This window comes from Spiroplasma endosymbiont of Acasis viretata, from assembly GCF_964031275.1.
Lineage (GTDB): Bacteria > Bacillota_I > Bacilli_A > Mycoplasmatales > VBWQ01 > Spiroplasma_E > Spiroplasma_E ixodetis_A.
The window spans coordinates 471,765-490,845 of record NZ_OZ035019.1 but is presented as its reverse complement, the minus strand read 5'-3'; the positions used below and the strand labels follow the sequence as shown (position 1 = coordinate 490,845).

The 19,081-nt window shown below is 24.9% G+C and carries 19 protein-coding genes and 1 pseudogene; 4 read left to right on the top strand and 16 right to left on the bottom strand.

The window, feature by feature from the left end; all coding sequences use genetic code 4:
• The 15 genes and pseudogenes from AAHM96_RS02755 to recA form a co-directional block, all read right to left on the bottom strand.
• Window positions 1–2,688 (bottom strand): Mbov_0397 family ICE element conjugal transfer ATPase, encoded by a 2,688-nt coding sequence (locus AAHM96_RS02755; RefSeq protein WP_342273513.1) that lies wholly within the window; start codon window positions 2,686–2,688, stop codon window positions 1–3.
• A complete protein-coding gene (locus AAHM96_RS02750) occupies window positions 2,669–2,920 on the bottom strand; it encodes a hypothetical protein (RefSeq protein WP_174480064.1) in 252 nt (83 codons plus the stop codon). The genes AAHM96_RS02755 and AAHM96_RS02750 overlap by 20 nt, the downstream gene beginning before the upstream one ends.
• Window positions 2,921–3,251: 331 nt before the next feature.
• Window positions 3,252–4,607, bottom strand: a complete 1,356-nt coding sequence (ffh, locus tag AAHM96_RS02745; protein WP_342273512.1) for a signal recognition particle protein — start codon at window positions 4,605–4,607, stop codon at window positions 3,252–3,254.
• A 133-nt stretch (window positions 4,608–4,740) separates the two neighbouring features.
• Complete coding sequence (gene rny / locus AAHM96_RS02740; protein WP_342273511.1) at window positions 4,741–6,315, bottom strand: ribonuclease Y; 1,575 nt, start codon at window positions 6,313–6,315, stop codon at window positions 4,741–4,743.
• A 163-nt stretch (window positions 6,316–6,478) separates the two neighbouring features.
• Window positions 6,479–6,607, bottom strand: a complete 129-nt coding sequence (locus AAHM96_RS08435; RefSeq protein ID WP_425288776.1) for a hypothetical protein — start codon at window positions 6,605–6,607, stop codon at window positions 6,479–6,481.
• 397 nt (window positions 6,608–7,004) lie between these two features.
• Entirely contained in the window at window positions 7,005–7,427 is a 423-nt protein-coding gene (locus AAHM96_RS02735) for a transposase family protein (protein WP_342273697.1), read from the bottom strand.
• A 2-nt stretch (window positions 7,428–7,429) separates the two neighbouring features.
• Complete coding sequence (locus tag AAHM96_RS02730) at window positions 7,430–7,822, bottom strand: transposase family protein (RefSeq protein WP_342272745.1); 393 nt, start codon at window positions 7,820–7,822, stop codon at window positions 7,430–7,432.
• 597 nt (window positions 7,823–8,419) lie between these two features.
• Complete coding sequence (locus AAHM96_RS02725; protein WP_342273510.1) at window positions 8,420–10,105, bottom strand: dicarboxylate/amino acid:cation symporter; 1,686 nt, start codon at window positions 10,103–10,105, stop codon at window positions 8,420–8,422.
• 33 nt (window positions 10,106–10,138) lie between these two features.
• Complete coding sequence (locus AAHM96_RS02720; protein ID WP_342273509.1) at window positions 10,139–10,306, bottom strand: hypothetical protein; 168 nt, start codon at window positions 10,304–10,306, stop codon at window positions 10,139–10,141.
• A complete protein-coding gene (locus tag AAHM96_RS02715; protein WP_342273508.1) occupies window positions 10,293–11,582 on the bottom strand; it encodes an FAD-dependent oxidoreductase in 1,290 nt (429 codons plus the stop codon). The genes AAHM96_RS02720 and AAHM96_RS02715 overlap by 14 nt, the downstream gene beginning before the upstream one ends.
• Window positions 11,583–11,621: 39 nt before the next feature.
• Window positions 11,622–12,044, bottom strand: coding sequence for a transposase family protein (locus AAHM96_RS02710; protein ID WP_342273699.1), 423 nt, complete (start codon window positions 12,042–12,044; stop codon window positions 11,622–11,624).
• A 2-nt stretch (window positions 12,045–12,046) separates the two neighbouring features.
• A complete protein-coding gene (locus AAHM96_RS02705) occupies window positions 12,047–12,439 on the bottom strand; it encodes a transposase family protein (RefSeq protein WP_342272745.1) in 393 nt (130 codons plus the stop codon).
• Between the two features lie 109 nt (window positions 12,440–12,548).
• A complete protein-coding gene (locus tag AAHM96_RS02700) occupies window positions 12,549–13,562 on the bottom strand; it encodes an alpha/beta hydrolase (RefSeq protein ID WP_342273507.1) in 1,014 nt (337 codons plus the stop codon).
• Between the two features lie 30 nt (window positions 13,563–13,592).
• Window positions 13,593–13,904: an HU family DNA-binding protein gene (locus tag AAHM96_RS02695; protein ID WP_342273506.1), complete on the bottom strand. Its 312-nt coding sequence runs from the start codon at window positions 13,902–13,904 to the stop codon at window positions 13,593–13,595.
• A 337-nt stretch (window positions 13,905–14,241) separates the two neighbouring features.
• Window positions 14,242–14,955 (bottom strand): annotated as a pseudogene (gene recA, locus AAHM96_RS02690) (recombinase RecA); the annotation flags it as partial.
• Between the two features lie 100 nt (window positions 14,956–15,055).
• On the opposite strand from recA, the gene AAHM96_RS02685 reads away from it, so the two are divergent.
• Window positions 15,056–15,845 (top strand): IS5 family transposase gene (locus tag AAHM96_RS02685; protein ID WP_342272742.1). Its coding sequence is split into 2 segments (ribosomal slippage): window positions 15,056–15,316 and window positions 15,318–15,845, totalling 789 coding nucleotides; the frame shifts between segments, so codons are not numbered across the junction.
• 30 nt (window positions 15,846–15,875) lie between these two features.
• On the opposite strand, the gene AAHM96_RS02680 is transcribed toward AAHM96_RS02685, so the two are convergent.
• A complete protein-coding gene (locus AAHM96_RS02680; protein WP_342273504.1) occupies window positions 15,876–16,004 on the bottom strand; it encodes a hypothetical protein in 129 nt (42 codons plus the stop codon).
• Between the two features lie 118 nt (window positions 16,005–16,122).
• Between AAHM96_RS02680 and AAHM96_RS02675 the strand changes: the two genes are divergently transcribed.
• From AAHM96_RS02675 to rpsB, 3 genes are all read left to right on the top strand, one after another.
• Window positions 16,123–17,100: an IS3 family transposase gene (locus AAHM96_RS02675; protein WP_342272824.1), complete on the top strand. Its 978-nt coding sequence runs from the start codon at window positions 16,123–16,125 to the stop codon at window positions 17,098–17,100.
• A gap of 277 nt (window positions 17,101–17,377) precedes the next feature.
• Window positions 17,378–18,001: a DDE-type integrase/transposase/recombinase gene (locus AAHM96_RS02670; RefSeq protein ID WP_342273037.1), complete on the top strand. Its 624-nt coding sequence runs from the start codon at window positions 17,378–17,380 to the stop codon at window positions 17,999–18,001.
• 290 nt (window positions 18,002–18,291) lie between these two features.
• A complete protein-coding gene (gene rpsB, locus AAHM96_RS02665) occupies window positions 18,292–19,077 on the top strand; it encodes a 30S ribosomal protein S2 (RefSeq protein ID WP_342273503.1) in 786 nt (261 codons plus the stop codon).
• Window positions 19,078–19,081: the final 4 nt, after the last annotated feature.

The window sequence follows — 19,081 nt, the reverse complement described above, 5'->3', positions numbered from 1 at the left end:
CTAATTTTCAATTTCTTTATTTTTTATATTTTTAATTGCTTGTTTTTCAGCATCACTAACATTAATATTTAAACACATACGATATAAACTAGAAATAGCAAAAAGACATTCACCAACTTTAGCACGAGCAATAAAATCAGTTTCATTAGCAGAAATGCCACCATATGAAGAATACAATTCATTTAATGCTGCTAAATCATGAGGTTGTAAGTTTAATACTTTTAAATATTGACTTGAGTTAATAATAGCAGTAGTATATTTTTTAATTTCTTCAGAACCAAGAAAATCGTTAATATTTTGTGTAATAATATTTATCATACCTGTATACTTACGAATTCTCTTAACAATTTGATACATAAATAATAATGCTGCTGGAAATTCTTTATCAATAAGTAAATGGGCTTCATCAATAGTAATTGAAATTCATTGTTGTTTATTATTAATTTCATTATCATTTTTATTCTTTCGTACTTCATTTTCAATATATTTCAAAATTAAAAACATTTGAGCGTTAACTAAACGTTTATTCCCTGATTGCGTTAAAGTATATAAATCATAAACTTGTAATAAACTACTGCTATTAATATTAGTATGATCATTTCATAAATTAGCATCAGTACCACCAGTTGCAAATCTTGATAATATAATTAGTAAATTTTTTAATTCATTTTTACTTCTAATCTCTTCTTCTTTAACCATATCAGATTCAATAATATCATATAAATCTTGAAAAATTGGAAATTGATTTGGTTTTAATAAATGAATTTTTGTTCGAGAAGTAATACCAAATTTTTCATACATTAAATTTACATAAATCATTAATAAACTTGATTCATTTCTCGTTAATCCACCAGTAGCAACGTTTAAAAATTGTTCTAAGAATTGCATATGTGGTGCTAAAATATCACGAGTATTATTATCATTAGTATTATCATCACTCAGTGCCAATGTAATTTGAAATGGATTAATATTGCCAGAAGAACCATCACCAACATCAATTCAACTTCCATCATGATAATTACATAAATCGCGATATTCACGTTCAGGATCAATAACAATTACTTTATGACCAAGCATAATTTGATAATTTACTTCTTTTTTAGAAGTATAAGATTTTCCTGAACCACTAGTACCAATAATTAGTTGATTATGATTTTTACGAGTACTACTTTTAGTTCTTTGATCAAAAAATACTTTATTACCACTTTCATTAAATCCAAGAAATAATCCTTGTTTATCATTTAATTCTTGATTTAAAAAAGGAAAACTAGCACCTATTGTTAAACATGGCATTTCGTGACCTGTTTCTTTAAATCAATCAGCACTATCTGGCATTACTGATAAAAAAGCTTCTAATTGACGATAATATAATTTATCAAACTTCATATTATTATTTTTTATTTCGTATTCGGCAGTACTAATATTTTGTTTAAGTTGCTTACGATCAGCACCATTAATTAACAAATACATATTAGTATTAAATATTTTTTCACCACCACCAGCAATTTGATCTAATAATTCATTTAATGATTGATAATGATAATCATAATCTCTTCGTTCTGATAATGATTTTGTCATAAAATTTAAAGTTGCTAAATTTTGCATAGCTTTATTCAATTGTTTTTTAGCACTTTCTTCACTGATACTATTAAAAGTAAAGATTAAACTAGTATTAGGAATATTTACTAAATTTGCTAATCAGACTGCTGAAACTTCAAATGGATAATCATATATGTTATAAACAGTTTGAAAACAATTAGCAAATTCTAAATTATTCTTATGAACTAATAATTCTTTAATCGCCAAATCATTAGTTAAATCTTTACTTTTAACAGTTTCTTCTTTTTTTGTAGTAAACATTTCTTCTAAGGAAGCATTTTCATTAGAATTTATTAATTTACTATAAACAACCATCATTTCAAAACAATTAATATCACTAGCTTTAACACCACTACGACTGATATAATTTTTAAAAGCATTTACTTCTTCTTTTAATTTTTCTTGATTTGATGAATAAAAAAATAAGTAAAAAAATGGTTGCGTCATTTCATTTTGATTTTGAATTTCATTATTAGCATTAATTGCTGATATCATTTGAAATTTTCTTGCTAATTTTGCTTTTTCACTAATATTTTCTAAATCAATTTTTTCGAGTTGTTCTTTATAAAAATTAGTTTGTACAGTTATATCTAAAGGCATATCAATCTTTATTAAAGACATAGAAATATTAATAATTTTAAAAGCTGCAGCTAAATCTTTAATTTTATTTGAGGCTTCTTCATTAGATAATAATGTAATATTAAAACCCTCCAATAATAAAGCTCTAGTATAATTTGTATTTTTCACATTTAATTGCATCACATTCTTACTAATAATTTTTTTAAATGGTACTAATATTTGTGAATTTTTTTCAGATTTATAATAACGATTTTTACTATGAAATTTAAATCATAATAAAATAATTTCTCATCCTTTTTTTCTTGGCTGTCAATAAAAAGTAAGCGGAATAGTAGCACAACCAACTAAAATAACAGCTAATATTTTAAAAATAATATCAATTTGCAACAATAAAATAATAATTGAAGCAAATCCAACTACCATTAAAATAATTAATAAATCAATTAAACCAACACTTCTCCAAATTTGTAATTTTACAAATTTAATAGTTTTAGGAATTAAAAATTTCATTTATCTTTTCTTTTGAAATTTCATTAGAATTTAGCGCTGAATTTGGTTTACTGTTTATTTTCTCTATCTTTATACTATTAACACGCTTCTTAAAGCCACAACGACTGCAATTAACTTGAATATTTATTCCTTCTAAGTAATCAGCTATCAAAATTACTCTACCACATCGATAGCAAGCAAAAGAATTTTGTGGCTTTTGAGCTAATCGAACAGATGTATACGTATCTTTCATAATCATTGTCTCCTAACTGAATTTAATTTGTTTACTAAACACAATTCAAAGTTATCTTGTTCCCTAAATATTATTAATCAACTGAAAAAGAAAAAATAAATTTTTGTTATATTTTTAATTTAAAATAACCCACTATTTAAACACTATTTTCTTTTTAAAATCTAGTTTTACTTTAAAAAATAAATTAAATTTTTAAAAACAAAGAAGAAAATTTAAAAAAATTTTAATAAAATAATATCTATAAAAACTCAAGAAATCAAAGTTTTATACATTTCTTGAGTTAAATAAATTTTAACAAATTAACAAAAAATAACAAATTTTTTTTATTTTTCTAACTTTTTATTAACTTATCTAATCCTGGAATATTTGGCATTTCTCCTTTTTTAATCTGACCAGCAATTTGATCCATAACTTTTTTAGTTTTTTCAAATTGGTTTAAAACTTTATTTAATTCTTTTTCTGAACGACCTGAGCCTTTTAATACTCTTGCTTTTCTAGTTGGATAACGTAAAATTTGTGGCTTTTCACGTTCTTGAGCAGTTGTTGAAGCAATAATATATTCTGCTATTTTTAAATCAGTTTCAGCATCACTAATTTTAGCATCACTAATTTTAGCAGACATACCAGGAATCATTTTTACAAGTGATCCCAATTTACCCATTTTTTGAATTTGCTTCATTTGATTAACAAGGTCATTCAAATCAAATTGACCTAACATCATTCTATTCATAGTTTCTTCAACATCACGAGTTGAAACTATACTTTCGGCCTTCTCCATTAATGTAGTAAGATCACCCATTCCTAAAATACGTTCTGCCATTCTTTCTGGATAAAAAACCTCTAAATCAGTTACCTTTTCACCCATTCCTAAGAACTTAACAGGAATCTTTGTTAAATAAGAAATTGAAAGAGCTGAACCACCCTTAGCAGTACCATCTAATTTAGTGATTATGCTTCCAGTAATAGGAATAGTATTATTAAACTCAATAGCAACATTAATTATATCTTGTCCTGCCATACCATCACAAACAAGTAAAACTTCTTTTGGTGAAGTAATTTTTCTTATTTCTGCTAGTTCTTGCATTAATTTTTCATCAATGTGTAATCTTCCAGCTGTATCAATTAATATTACATCAAACTTATTTTTATTAGCATATATTTGAGCATTTTTAACAATATTAGTAGGGGTTTCATTTTTTTGGGAAAAAACTTCAATATTCAATTGTTTTCCTAAAACTTTTAATTGTTCAACAGCAGCTGGACGATAAATATCTCCTGCAACTAGTAAACATTTTTTTTGATATTTATCTGTTAACAACTTTGCTAGTTTAGATATTGTTGTTGTTTTACCAGAACCTTGTAAACCAACTATCATAATAACAGTAGGATTAGTAGATAAATCTAATTCAACATTCTTAGTACCCATAATCTTTGTTAATTCATCATGAATAATTTTAATTAACATTTCTTTTTCATCTAAGCCTTCTTTAATAAATTCACCTTTTGCTTTATTAATAATTTCATTAGTTAAAGTTTTAACCACCCTAAAATTAACATCAGCCTCTAACAAAATTAATCTGAATTCTTTAATTGTTGCTTCCATATTTTCCATGGTTAAAGTTTTTTTACTTAAATTTTTTTCTAATGTTTTTTGTACTTTTTTTGACATAATGTCAGCAAAACTCATATTTATATTCTCCTCTATTTTTAAGACTATATTATTTTAACACTAAAATAATAATGAAAAAATAAATATTTGAATTAACAAATTATATATTTTATAAAGTTAAAAGAGAACCTAAGGGTTCTCTAAAAAATTTTTAATTAATTAATTCTGTTGCTCTTACTTCACGAATAACAGTAATATGAATATCACCTGGTATTGTAATCATTTGTTCTAATTTTTGTTTTAAGTTTCTTGCTAATATATGAGCATCAAAATCATTAATAACTTTAGGATCAACAATAACTCTAATTTGTCTTCCGGCCTGAACAGCATATGCTTTTTCTACGCCTTTAACAGATTTACACAAATCTTCAATTTCTTTAATTCTAGTTATAAATTCTTCTAATGAATTATTTCTTGAACCAGGTCTAGCTGCTGATAATGTATCAGCAGCTGAAACTAAAGAAGAATAAACATTATCTTTTGCAACATCACCATGATGAGAATGAATAGCATTAATAATAATATCACTTTCACCATATTTTTTTGCTAAAATCACACCATTATAAACATGTGAACCTTCTAATTCATAATCAGCGGCTTTACCAATATCATGTAATAAACCAGCACGTTTTGCAATATTAACATCTAAACCCAATTCAGCTGCCATTGCTCCTGCAAGTTTGGCAACTTCAAAGGAATGCAATAAAACATTTTGACCATAACTTGTACGATATTTTAATCTTCCAATATAAGATACTAACTCTGGTTCAAAACCAGTTAATTTTAACTCATCAATAATTTTTTTACCATCAACTTTAAAACCTTCATTTAATTCCTGCTCATGAAATCTCAAGATTTCTTCAATTCTAATTGGATGAATTCTTCCATCTTTAACTAAATCTTCTAAAGCTCTAGTTGCAATTTCTCTTCTGATCGGATTAAATGAAGAAATTTGAATTGTTTCTGGCGTATCATCAATGATAATATCTACACCTGCTGTTAACTCAAAAGATTTAATATTTCTACCCTCTTTACCAATAATTCTGCCTTTCATTTCTTCATTAGGCAACTTAACGTATGATACTGACTTATCAACAATAAAATTACTTGCATAACGTTCTATTGCTTCACTAACAATATTATTGGCTAACTCTTTAGATTGAAGTTTAATATTATATTCATGATTTTTAATAATTTTATTAAATTCTAATGATAATTTTTCTTTTAATTTACTAAACAATTCATCTTTTGCTTCATTTCGACTCATACCAGAAATTTTTTCTAATTCCATAATAATTTGATCAATTTTTTGATGATATTCTAATTTAACATTTTTTACAATTTCACGTTGATGATAAAGATTTTGTGTTTGTGTTTCAATTATTTCTTCACGTTCACTTAATTTGCGTTCTCTTTTATTTAAAAGTTTCTCATATTCTAAATTTTGTTCTTTACGATATTCAATCTCTAAATACAAATCTTTTTTCATTTTACTTATTTCAATTTTTGCATCGGCTCTTGAGGATTGAATTAATTTTTGAGATTCTTTTTTTCTCTTTAAAATATTAATAAAACTTTGTTGTTCTTTAATTTTTAAATACATTTTTCTAATTAGAAATCCAGCAATTATCCCTACTATCATTGCTAGAAAAATTGATATACCTACTCACATTCCAAACTGTTGACTACTTATATTTGATAATATAGCTAACATATTTTTTTCCATTTATATTTCTCTCCTTGCTGTAAAACACCTACAAGAAAAAGAATCATTACACTCAAAAACTTAAATAAAATTAAAATTTTATATTTTTCTTCTTTAATATCTACACACAAATAAGTAGGATAATAATCCTACATTAATTTTAGCATGTTTTAAATATTAATATTTAAAACATGATTCGTTCCTTAATTTGTTCTAAAAGAAAAGTATTTGCTTCTAAACTTTCTTTTGCTTTTATTTTTCCTTGTCCTAATTTTACATCTTCATAAGTGTATCATCCACCAGATTTATTAATAACTTCTTTCTCAACAGCAATTGTAATGATTTCACTAATTTTTGAAAATCCTTCTTCAAAACAAAAATGGTGGCAAGTGGCAAGTATAAATCTTTAAAGTAAAAATATTTTTCAAAAATTTTTATATAAACATCATAGTCATCACTTGTAATAGTTTTTAAACCTGATATTGCTACTAATTTTGCTTGTAATTTATTTAAAAATTCAGATTTTATATTTTTTTTAAATTTTAATGTATCTAAATTTATATTATTAGGAATTTTTGTTGAAATATCAATTTTTGTATCTTTTTTTTGAGTCTGGTGTATCGCAAGCAACTACAGTTAATGGTATTGGTGTTGATATTGCTAAAATTGATAATAATTTTAATAAATTTTTCATTAGACTTGGTGCAAAACTAAGGTAATTCAAAATTATATATTTCTGCTATTAAATTAAATCTTAATGCAAATCTTCGTATTTTATTGCGATATTTTAAAGTTAAAATTTTAAAACGTTTTAGTTTAGCAAATACGTGTTCAATTTTAATTCTAATTTTGCTTAAAGTTTTATTGTATTCTTTTTGAATTGGTATTAATTTATTGTATTTACTTTTTTTAAATGGCAAAAATGTATTTTTATGAATATTTTGTATTCCTTGATAACCTGAATCAACAAAAACTTGTTTTTCTAGATGAATAAAAGTTTTAGATTTTAAAAGTAATTTAAAATCATGAATGCTTCCAAAACAAAAAGCGGTTGAAATAATTTTTCCATTTAAAATATCAATAATTATTTGCGATTTAAGAGTATGATGTTTGTTTTTACCCGAAAAAAGTAATTTTAGTTTTTTTTAATTCTTTCAATTGGAGTTTCAGTAGCATCAATAGCTAGTAAAGTATTATTGATTCCTTTATTTTTGATTAAATCTTTTTTGCCAGATAAATTAAAAATTCCACTTTTTATTAAAGTATTTTCAATTCAAAAAATATTACGAATGCAGCTAGTATGACTAATATTATATCTTTTTGCAATAACTCTATAACTACTATACTCTTTTCAGTATTCTAATGTCATTAATAAACGATTTTCTATTGATAATTTATTAGGTTTACCACCAACTGCTTTTTTAATTGCTTCAGCTTTTTTTAAAATTTCAACCATTTTTTGAAATGTTTGTAGTTTTATTCCCACTAAACTATAAAATTCTTGTTCATCTTTGTATTTTTTTAACATAATAATTATCACCTTTGATATTAATAATAACCGTTAAATTATTAAAATTAAAGGTTTTGCACCAAGTCTATTTTATTTTTCTCCTTTAAATTCATTTACCTTCATATAAATTATATAAAATAAAACTTAAATACCATTATATAATATTATTCACGGCAATAAATAAGAATGACAAAAAATTTCTAAAATAAAGTGTAAAAATAATTAGTAGTTTTAATGATAAAAGTTATCAAAGTTCAATAATTATTGATATAACTAAACAAACAAATATTTCAGATATTTATATGCAAAATTATTTTGCAGAGAAAACTAAACCAGTAACATCAGATAAACAGCAGGCAATTGCAAATGTTACAGATAGTTTAAAGAAAATTCAAAAATTTAATCAAAGTATAATGATTATACATTAAGATTTGGTAAGAGTCCTTTAATAAAAGGTATTATTGAAGGTAGAAATGTATTAGCGCATCAATTAATTTTTATTAGTCCATATCAAAAAATTAGTTATTTTCCTCACTTAATTTCTACTATATATTTAGTTTTGTGATATCTTTATGAAATAGATTACTAAAAATTTATTTAGATAATAATTGGAAATTAGATATCTTTACCACTTTTAATTGTTTTAATATCTTTTTTTAACTGCTCTTTTAAAAATTTAATATCATTCTCACTATTTTTTACTTTTTTTAATGCTTCAATTTTAACTTTAGTATCTTTTTTTAATGCTTGAATCTTATCATTTTTTTCAGATCTAATTAACAATTTGGCTCCAACTTTCTTTGTTAAAATGTGTAAACCCATAAAAGGGTATTTTTTTAATAAAAGTTTTTCATCTTCAATTAATTCTTGATTGCGAGAAGCAATAACAGTAGCTTGTAAACCACCAGAAATATTAACTGCAGTTCTGCCCATATCAAATAAACCATCTAAAGCACCAATAATACCATAAACAGCAGCATAATAGCTACCAAAACCAAGACCACCTAAAACACCAGCTGTTACAACAGCAGCAGTTCCTAGTACTCCCGCAATTCCTAATGAAGCAACTAATGTTACAATTAAGCCATTAATAAATAAAATAGCAATTGTTCAGTTGGGGAAATTACCAGGAAGGATAACACTAAATCATAAGAAAGATAAAATAATGCCAGCTTGCACTCCAGCACAGCCACTTAAACCTATTGTTGTTGAAAGTGGCATTACTGTATCACTACCCTCTTCTTTCACTTTTAAATCTTCTTTTAAGGTATTCATAGCAATTGGTAAAGCGGCATTAGAAGACTGAGTTGTAAAACCAGCAATAATTGGTTTCTGTGCTTTTAATAATCAACGATAAGGATTAATACCAAATAAATATAATGATAATAAATGTCATAAGAAAGTAATAAGTAGTGCTAAATAAGCGACTCCAATAATAATGCCAATATTAGCAAGTGCACCAATTGGTTGATTAATAATTGCTGTTGCTAGCATACTCATAACAGCAAATGGCATAGTTTTAATAAACATCATTAATATTGAAATAATAATTTTTCACATTGTTTCTAAAGTGTTTCTTGCTTTGTCCATTCGTTCTTCATTATGCTTAGTTAGTTTTTTAATTGCAAATCCAATTAAAGCACCAAGGACAATGATTGGAATAATTAATGTTTGAGTAAAAACACCAATTAAGCTGCTAGGAACGTAACTAATGATAATTTCGGGAATTGTTTTGGCAGTAGTTTTATCGTAACTACCACCATCAGTTAAATTAAAACCTTGGCCAATTTTAAAAGCAATTCCTAGTCCAAAGGCAATAGTAAAAGCAATAGCCACATTTATTAATAAAATAGTAATACCAACTCCTGAAACTTTAGTTATTGTTTTTGAGTTACTATTTTTTTTACTAGTAATTCTAGCAATAGCTAAAAATACTAATGGAATAGTTAACATAGTAATACCAATAATAAAAATAGTTTTTAATAATTCAATTCAGTGTACAATTTCTGCAACTCAGGGTATATAGTCAGGATTAGGTTTTATTGGTGTTCCAGGTAAGTTAGGATAAGTAATGTTATGATTATTAAAACCAGTAATAACTTGGATAATAATACCAAAAATTAGTCCTAATCCCATTCCAGTAAAAATACGAATTGGAAATTTAGGTTTAGTTTTTTTAATAAAAATAGAAAGTTCTAGGATAATACTAAAAAAGACAATTATCCCGATTAGACTTTGTCAGTGTGAAATACCAACAAAGTCTCTTAATAAGTTAATATTGTCATTACTAAGAGTTGTCATAGTTGCTACCTCATTCTTTTTATTTTTTATAGGTTATGACGATGTTACTTTTCTGCTTGCTATATGAATAATATCACTAGTACGAGCAAAAGGAGGTGAATAAACTAAATCTAAATTTTGTAAATCACGGATGTCCATTTTATTTCAAATGGCAGTAGCAAGAGCATTAATTCTTAATGTGGCATGATTATAGCCTGCCATTTGTGCTGCCAGTAATTGGAAATAATAGTTTCAAGTATAAAGGACGAGATTGTTTTAAGTATCTTGGTAGATCATAATCTTTAATATAAACACTACCAATTTTATTTTTATCAATCGTATCGAAACTACCAGTTTTTGTTATTTCTAAATTACCAACACGTAAAATACTTGATCCTAAAGTTCCTGGATATTTATGTTCTGGGTTTTTAATATTATCAGCAATAATACGTGCCATTTTATTAGCATTAGTTGCCAAGGGAACATATATTGATGATTTATCAAATTGACTATATATTTGTGCACAATCACCACCACTATACATATTTGAAAACTTTTTTGTAACATTTTCTTTAGAAGGAATTTGACAGAATTCGTTAATAATAATTGCTTTATTTTTATTTAATTCAATGTTGCTATTTTGTAAAAAATTCGTATTTGGTTCAAAACCAACTGCTAGTATTACTAAGTCACAAGGTATTGTTTTTCCATTTTTTTTATCACTTACACTTCTTAAACGCAAATCATTAACATTATTATGAGTCATCATTAGTTCTTCAACTTGATAGTTTAGTAAAATAGTGGCATCGTTTTTTGATTTAGTTTTATGATTAATATTTTTTTTGGTTATTTCATCATAAATTAATTGGCTAAATTCTTTATCAACAGCGTCTGCCATTAATCGATCTTTCATTTCAACGATTGTGACATCTTTTTTTTGTTTTAAGCATGCTTCTGCCATTTCCATGCCAATGAATCCACCGCCAATAATAACTATTTTTTTAGCATTTTTCATTGCTTTTTTTAGATTTATGGCATCTTCTTTAGTAAAAACATTATAAACATTATGTGGCAAAATACCATGACTAAAAGGTGGCGGAATTTTTGGTTTGGCTCCTGTTGCAATAACTAAGGCATGATAAGATACAACTTTTGCTTTATTTTTATCGTCTGTTGTTTTTTTGACATGAATTTCTTGTTTTGCTGTATAGACTTTAATAACATTTTGATTTAAATGAATTTTAATTTTATTTTTATTATTAGTTTTTTCTGAAAAATCTTTTTTTGTACGATCATTTAAAAGTTTTTTATCTTTAAATTCATTAGCAATATAATAAGGAATACCACAAGCACCAAGTGAAATATAGTTTTTTTCTTGATAAACATGGATATCAAAATTTTTATCACTATTTTTTTCACTACGTAATAATTTACTCGCAACTCCCATCCCAGTCGCGCCAGCACCAATAATAATAACTTTAATTTTCATTTTTATCATCGCTCCACTCTCATTAATTATAATAGACTTGGTGCAAAACTAAGGTAATTCAAAATTATATATTCCTGCTATTAAATTAAATATTAATGCAAATCTTCGTATTTTATTGCGATATTTTAAAGTTAAAATTTTAAAACGTTTTAGTTTAGCAAATACGTGTTCAATTTTAATTCTAATTTTGCTTAAAGTTTTATTGTATTCTTTTTGAATTGGTATTAATTTATTGTATTTACTTTTTTTAAATGGCAAAAATGTATTTTTATGAATATTTTGTATTCCTTGATAACCTGAATCAACAAAAACTTGTTTTTCTAGATGAATAAAAGTTTTAGATTTTAAAAGTAATTTAAAATCATGAATGCTTCCAAAACAAAAAGCAGTTGAAATAATTTTTCCATTTAAAATATCAATAATTATTTGCGATTTAAGAGTATGATGTTTGTTTTTACCCGAAAAAAGTAATTTTAGTTTTTTTTAATTCTTTCAATTGGAGTTTCAGTAGCATCAATAGCTAGTAAAGTATTATTGATTCCTTTATTTTTGATTAAATCTTTTTTGCCAGATAAATTAAAAATTCCACTTTTTATTAAAGTATTTTCAATTCAAAAAATATTACGAATGCAGCTAGTATGACTAATATTATATCTTTTTGCAATAACTCTATAACTACTATACTCTTTTCAGTATTCTAATGTCATTAATAAACGATTTTCTATTGATAATTTATTAGGTTTACCACCAACTGCTTTTTTAATTGCTTCAGCTTTTTTTAAAATTTCAACCATTTTTTGAAATGTTTGTAGTTTTATTCCCACTAAACTATAAAATTCTTGTTCATCTTTGTATTTTTTTAACATAATAATTATCACCTTTGATATTAATAATAACCGTTAAATTATTAAAATTAAAGGTTTTGCACCAAGTCTAATATATATTTAATAAAAATATCAATTAATAGTATTTATCTTAAGTATTGATTCATTTTTGAACAAATTCTAAAGTAGTGTCACTAATACCTTTATCAGTTACTAAATTATATTTATTAACAACTGTGTGGTCTAAATCACCAATTAAAAAACTTTGACCGTGGTTAGCATCAAGGATAGTGTATAATGAACTTTTTTTTGGTATTTCATATCGAATTTTTTCTTGAAATAATTCGTTAGCATTAGTGTAGTTAATAAAGTGATCATTTTGACCATGAAGAAATAACATTGGCATATCAGGTATTAATTTTAAATATTTAATTGGTTGTATTTCTTGTAAACCATTGACACCAAATGTTTTTTGTGCTTTTTTCCGACTTAATTTCAGCATTAAATTAGTAGGTAAGAAAGCATAATTGTATAGTTTTTCACTATACGTACGATCTAAGCGACTAAATGTACAATCAGAAATAATGAATTTTACTTTTTGATTAATTTTATGTTTTGCATATAAATCGCTTCACATTACTACTGTTGCGCCACCTAATGAAAAACCATATAATCCTAAAGCAGTAGTTTCTTGCTTATATGTTTTACAACAGTATTCAATAATGTCTTGTAAATCTTGTGATTCTTTTAAACCAAAAGTTGTTGGTGATGCATCACTTTCACCATGGTTACGAGCATCATATCAAATAACATTATAGCCAGCACGTAAAAAAATGAAAGCCTGTTTAAATATTCAAAATCTTGTATTAGTTATTCCGTGTAATAAAATTATTGTTTTATTATTATTTTCATTTTTAAGGGGACTTTTTAAAAGATTACCGTATAATGTTAAATTGTCAATTGATGTTTTAATTGAAAAAGGAATTATATTTTCATGTTTTTCTAGGTATTCTCAATATTCAAAATACATTGGCCATTTTGCTAATTCAATTTTAACTTTCGGTTGAGATTGAGAATTATATTGCAAGCATGCTTTAAACATTTCAATTGAATTTATATTAACTTTTTGTCTTAATTTTATTCTATTAATACTACTTTGTTTCATTAGTTTTCCTCACATTTTAGGTCATACATTTTAATAGTCGATCTTATTTAGTATTGTTGGTTTTGGTTTACAACGAATATATTTTTTGTATTTTTTATAAGGTATAAATTTAATATATTTGTATTTGCTAACTACGTGTTGTCCATTATTTTTACTATTTCGTCGTAAACAAGGTTTTACTTTTTTGATTTTAAAAGTACCAAAATTAGAAATAGTAATTACTTTACCTAGTTGGTTAATATTTTTAATTTCTTCAATTACACAATTAAAAACTATTTCAATATCTTGAATGTTAAATTTAGTTTTATCTGATACTCTTGCAATTAATTCTTTTGCGTTCATAAAAATCAACCCTATCTGTTTGCCCATATCCTTCTAATATTATTTTATATTATTTTATTTATAAAATGTAATCTATAAATTTTTCGTACTTTGCTTATTAATAATTTTTATATATAAAAGGCATTTTACATATTTAATTTGAATAATTTTAACATTAAAAATAATAAGAATCAAAGATAAAAATTTCTTTATTATATTCAATAATATAAGTAAGTATATTCCTTAACTATAATCATAATTTCTATAAAATGTAATTACAAAAATAAAAGTGTTTGGCCATTGCTTTAGTTTTAAAGCAAGTGGTTTTTTATTTTTGAAAGAAAAGGGCTAAGTGGCAAGTGGCACTTTTGATTAATTGTTCACCTTTACGTACTTCTAGTCTAATTGTACTATAAAAACGTAATGCTTTTCCTCCGGGTGTTATTTCAGGATTACCATATATAATACCAACTTTTTCTCGAATTTGATTAATAAATAAAACAATACAATTAGTTTTTGCGATATTTCCACTAATTTTTCGTAATGCCTTAGACATTAATCGCGCTTGAGCACCAATTGTTTGATCATTCATATCACCATCAAGTTCAATTTGTGGAACTAATGCAGCTACTGAATCAACAACAATCATATCTAAAGCCTCTGATTTAACAAGAATATCTAGTATTTCTAATGCTTGTTCTCCTGAATCTGGTTGTGTAATTAATAAACGACTAATATCAACACCTAATTTTTGACTATATTTACGATCTAATGCATGTTCAGCATCTATAAATGCTATTCTACCATTTTGTTTTTGAACTTCTGCTAAAGCCATTAATGCTAATGTAGTTTTACCTGCAGATTCTGGTCCATAAACTTCAATAATACGACCTTTTGGAAAACCTTTAACACCTAAAATATCATCTAATAATATACTTCCTGAACTAATAACTTCAATATCGCCAATACCACTATCACTTAGTAACATAATAGCACCTTTGCCAAATTCTTTTTCAATTTGCTTAATGGCCTTTTCTAATAATTGCTCTTTTTCTTTAATGTTTATTTCCATAAAATCACCCTACAAAATATTAATAACTCTGTAAGAACCTGTTTAAAATCTTTTAGAGAATAGGATAAAATGATTATATATTTTAAAATAAGAGGTATATATGTGTAAAAATTATCCTAGTAATGTTAGCAAAGAGCAATTTGAAAATATAAAATCAATTTTAGAAAATACTAAAAAGAGAACTAAACCAAGAAGTTTAGATTTATATGAAGTATTTTGTGCAGTTTTATATGTATTAAAAAGTGGTTGCCAGTGAAGAATGTTACCAAAAAATTTTCCAAAATGACAAATTGTATATTATTATTTTCAAGCTTGAAGTAAAAATAATGATAAAGAACCTAGTGTATTACAATTAGTTTTAAAAAAAATTAGTCAAGGCATTTCGTATCAATAATGGTAGAAAAGAACAAACTAGTTTTTGTATAATTGATTCACAAAGTGTTAAAAATACAGATACTACTAAAAATAAAGGTTATGATGCTGGTAAAAAGATTTCAGGAATAAAGCGTCATATTGCTGTTGATTCTCAAGGTTTACCACATGCAATTTACATAACCACAGCAGAAAAAACAGATCGTAATAGTGCTATAATAATGATTGAAAATGAAAAAGAGAATCTTTCTGCAGTTCAAAAAATACTAGTAGATGCTGGTTATACTGGTGAAAAATTTGCTTCTAAAATTAAAACAATTATAAATGCAAATGTTGAAGTTATAAAACGTAATGAATTACATTCTTTTGTAGTATTACCAAAAAGATGAGTTGTAGAACGAAGTTTTGCATGATTAGAAAAATGCAGAAGATTATGAAAAAATTGTGAAAAAAAATTAAATACTAGCTTACAAATGGTTGTTCTTGCCTTTATTTCAATTTTATTGAAAAGATTTTAAACAGGTTCTAAGATAATTCCTTTTTAAATTTTAAAAACTTAATAAAATTTTTTTTAAAATAACTACTGCTTTTGCTACTATAGTTGATGTAATTTCGTTTCTATTACCTGAAATATTTAACACTTCACATCAAACATTATCATTGATAACAATAGCCACTTGCCACTTGCCACTTAGCCCTTTTTACTAGACCATTAATTTAAAAAACCTGAATGTATTCTAAAAACAATTGTGTTATATAATTAACACTAATTTTAACCTGAAAGGATTTTTATTAATGGATAAAATTAAACAAATAGCATTAGTAATTAACAAATTAAATATCAAAGAAAAAATTAAAATTATTGATGATTGTAAAAATCAATATTCAATTAGAAACCTATGTCAATATCTTCAATTAAACAGATCAACATATTACTTTTTAAAAAATAAACAAAAACCTATTAAAAAAGAAGAAAATCATATTATTAAATGCAATCATAAATATCAAAAAATATGCCAACTTTTAATCGAATTTCATTCTACAAGAAAAGGCAGAATTTATGGATATTTAAGAATTTTTTCAGCTTTTAAAGAGTGATTAAAACAAGAAAAAAATATCATTTTAAATATAGAATTATCAATAAAACAAATGCGAAAAATTATGAAAGAACACAATATTCAAGGATTAAAACAAACTAAAAATAACTATCCTAAAAACAAAAAAAATCCAAATAAGTGAATACCTACAATGGATAAAGTAAACAAAGATTATAAAAGTACAACCTCTTCAAATCAAATTTGATCAATGGACACTAAACAAATAAATACTAAAGAAGGATGATTATATCTTTTTGTAATTATTGATTTTTATTCAAATAATGTTGTTAGTTATAATATTGCTCCTAATAAATCATATCAGGATTTAATTCTTCCTGCTCTTGAAAAAATCAACAAACAATTTTCTTGAAATCAAGTAAAAAATGTTATTTTACATTCAGATAACGCCAACGAATTTTATTGTCACGATATCACAAAATGAGCAGAGGATAAACAAATAATTTTAAGCAAAAAACAACCTTATGATATTGGTGGTAATGTATTATCTGAAAACTGATTTTCTCATTTATCTCAAGAATGACTACCTAAAGGATCAAATCAATATTTATCCATCAATGAAGCTATAAATGATGTAAATCAATATGTTATGTTTTATAATTATGAAAGAATACATTCTAAATTTCTAAAACCACCAATTTTACAAATTAAAATTTAGAATTTTATATCAAAAATGGTCCAGTAATTAAGGGCCAACCACCTTAAACAGATCAACATATTACTTTTTAAAAAATAAACAAAAACCTATTAAAAAAGAAGAAAATCATATTATTAAATGCAATCATAAATATCAAAAAATATGCCAACTTTTAATCGAATTTCATTCTACAAGAAAAGGCAGAATTTATGGATATTTAAGAATTTTTTCAGCTTTTAAAGAGTGATTAAAACAAGAAAAAAATATCATTTTAAATATAGAATTATCAATAAAACAAATGCGAAAAATTATGAAAGAACACAATATTCAAGGATTAAAACAAACTAAAAATAACTATCCTAAAAACAAAAAAAATCCAAATAAGTGAATACCTACAATGGATAAAGTAAACAAAGATTATAAAAGTACAACCTCTTCAAATCAAATTTGATCAATGGACACTAAACAAATAAATACTAAAGAAGGATGATTATATCTTTTTGTAATTATTGATTTTTATTCAAATAATGTTGTTAGTTATAATATTGCTCCTAATAAATCATATCAGGATTTAATTCTTCCTGCTCTTGAAAAAATCAACAAACAATTTTCTTGAAATCAAGTAAAAAATGTTATTTTACATTCAGATAACGCCAACGAATTTTATTGTCACGATATCACAAAATGAGCAGAGGATAAACAAATAATTTTAAGCAAAAAACAACCTTATGATATTGGTGGTAATGTATTATCTGAAAACTGATTTTCTCATTTATCTCAAGAATGACTACCTAAAGGATCAAATCAATATTTATCCATCAATGAAGCTATAAATGATGTAAATCAATATGTTATGTTTTATAATTATGAAAGAATACATTCTAAATTTCTAAAACCACCAATTTTACAAATTAAAATTTAGAATTTTATATCAAAAATGGTCCAGTAATTAAGGGCCAACCACCGTTTTTATTGGTATTATTTTTTTAAGAAAAATAAAAAAATATTTTTATAATATAGTTTATTAAAATACAATTCTATTTTTATGTTTAAAAATAATTTGTTTAAAATATAAAAAATATGATAAAATATATAGGCTTAATTTAATGAAAATAAGCAACACATTTGTGAATTCATTGCCTAGTGCTTTTTAATTAAAAAGTGGCCAATGTTAGAAATAAATGGAAGAAAAACAAATTAGAAGGAGACAATATGTCAGTTGTAACACGTGAACAACTCCTTGAAGCGGGAGTTCAGTTTGGTCACCAAACTAAAAGATGAGATCCAAAGATGCGTAAATATATTTTTGGTCAAAGAAATGGTATTCATATTATTGATTTACAAAAATCAATGCGTAAATTAGATGAAGCTTGTCACTTTGTTAAAGAAACTAGTGAAAATGGTGGTAAAGTTTTATTTGTAGGTACAAAAAAACAAGCCAAAGAAGCTGTGCAAGAACTTGCAATTAGTTGTAATTCATCTTATGTAACAGAACGTTGATTAGGTGGTAATTTAACTAATTTTAAAACTATTAAATCAAGTATTAAAAAGTTAATTGATATTGAAAATAAAGAAAAAAGTGGAGAAATTAAACTTTTAACAAAAAAAGAGCAAATGCTAGTAATTAAAGAAAAAGCGCGTTTAGAACGTAATCTTGGTGGTATTAGAAATATGTATAAATTACCAGAAGCTATTTTTGTTACTGATACTATTACTAATAAAATTGCTGTCGAAGAAGCAGTTAAACTTGGTATCAAAATTATTGCGATTTGTGATAGTAATTCAAATCCAGATAATATTGATTATATTATTCCTGGTAATGATGATGCTACAAAATCAATTACTTTAATTACAAAGAAAATTGCTGAAGCTATTAATGAAGGACAAAGTGTAAAACCAGTTATTGATAAAAAAGAAATAGTACTAGAAGAAACTACTAGTCTTGATCAAAATAAAACTGAAAATGGAATTGAAAAAATAAAGAATAAAGGAGAATAGTTTA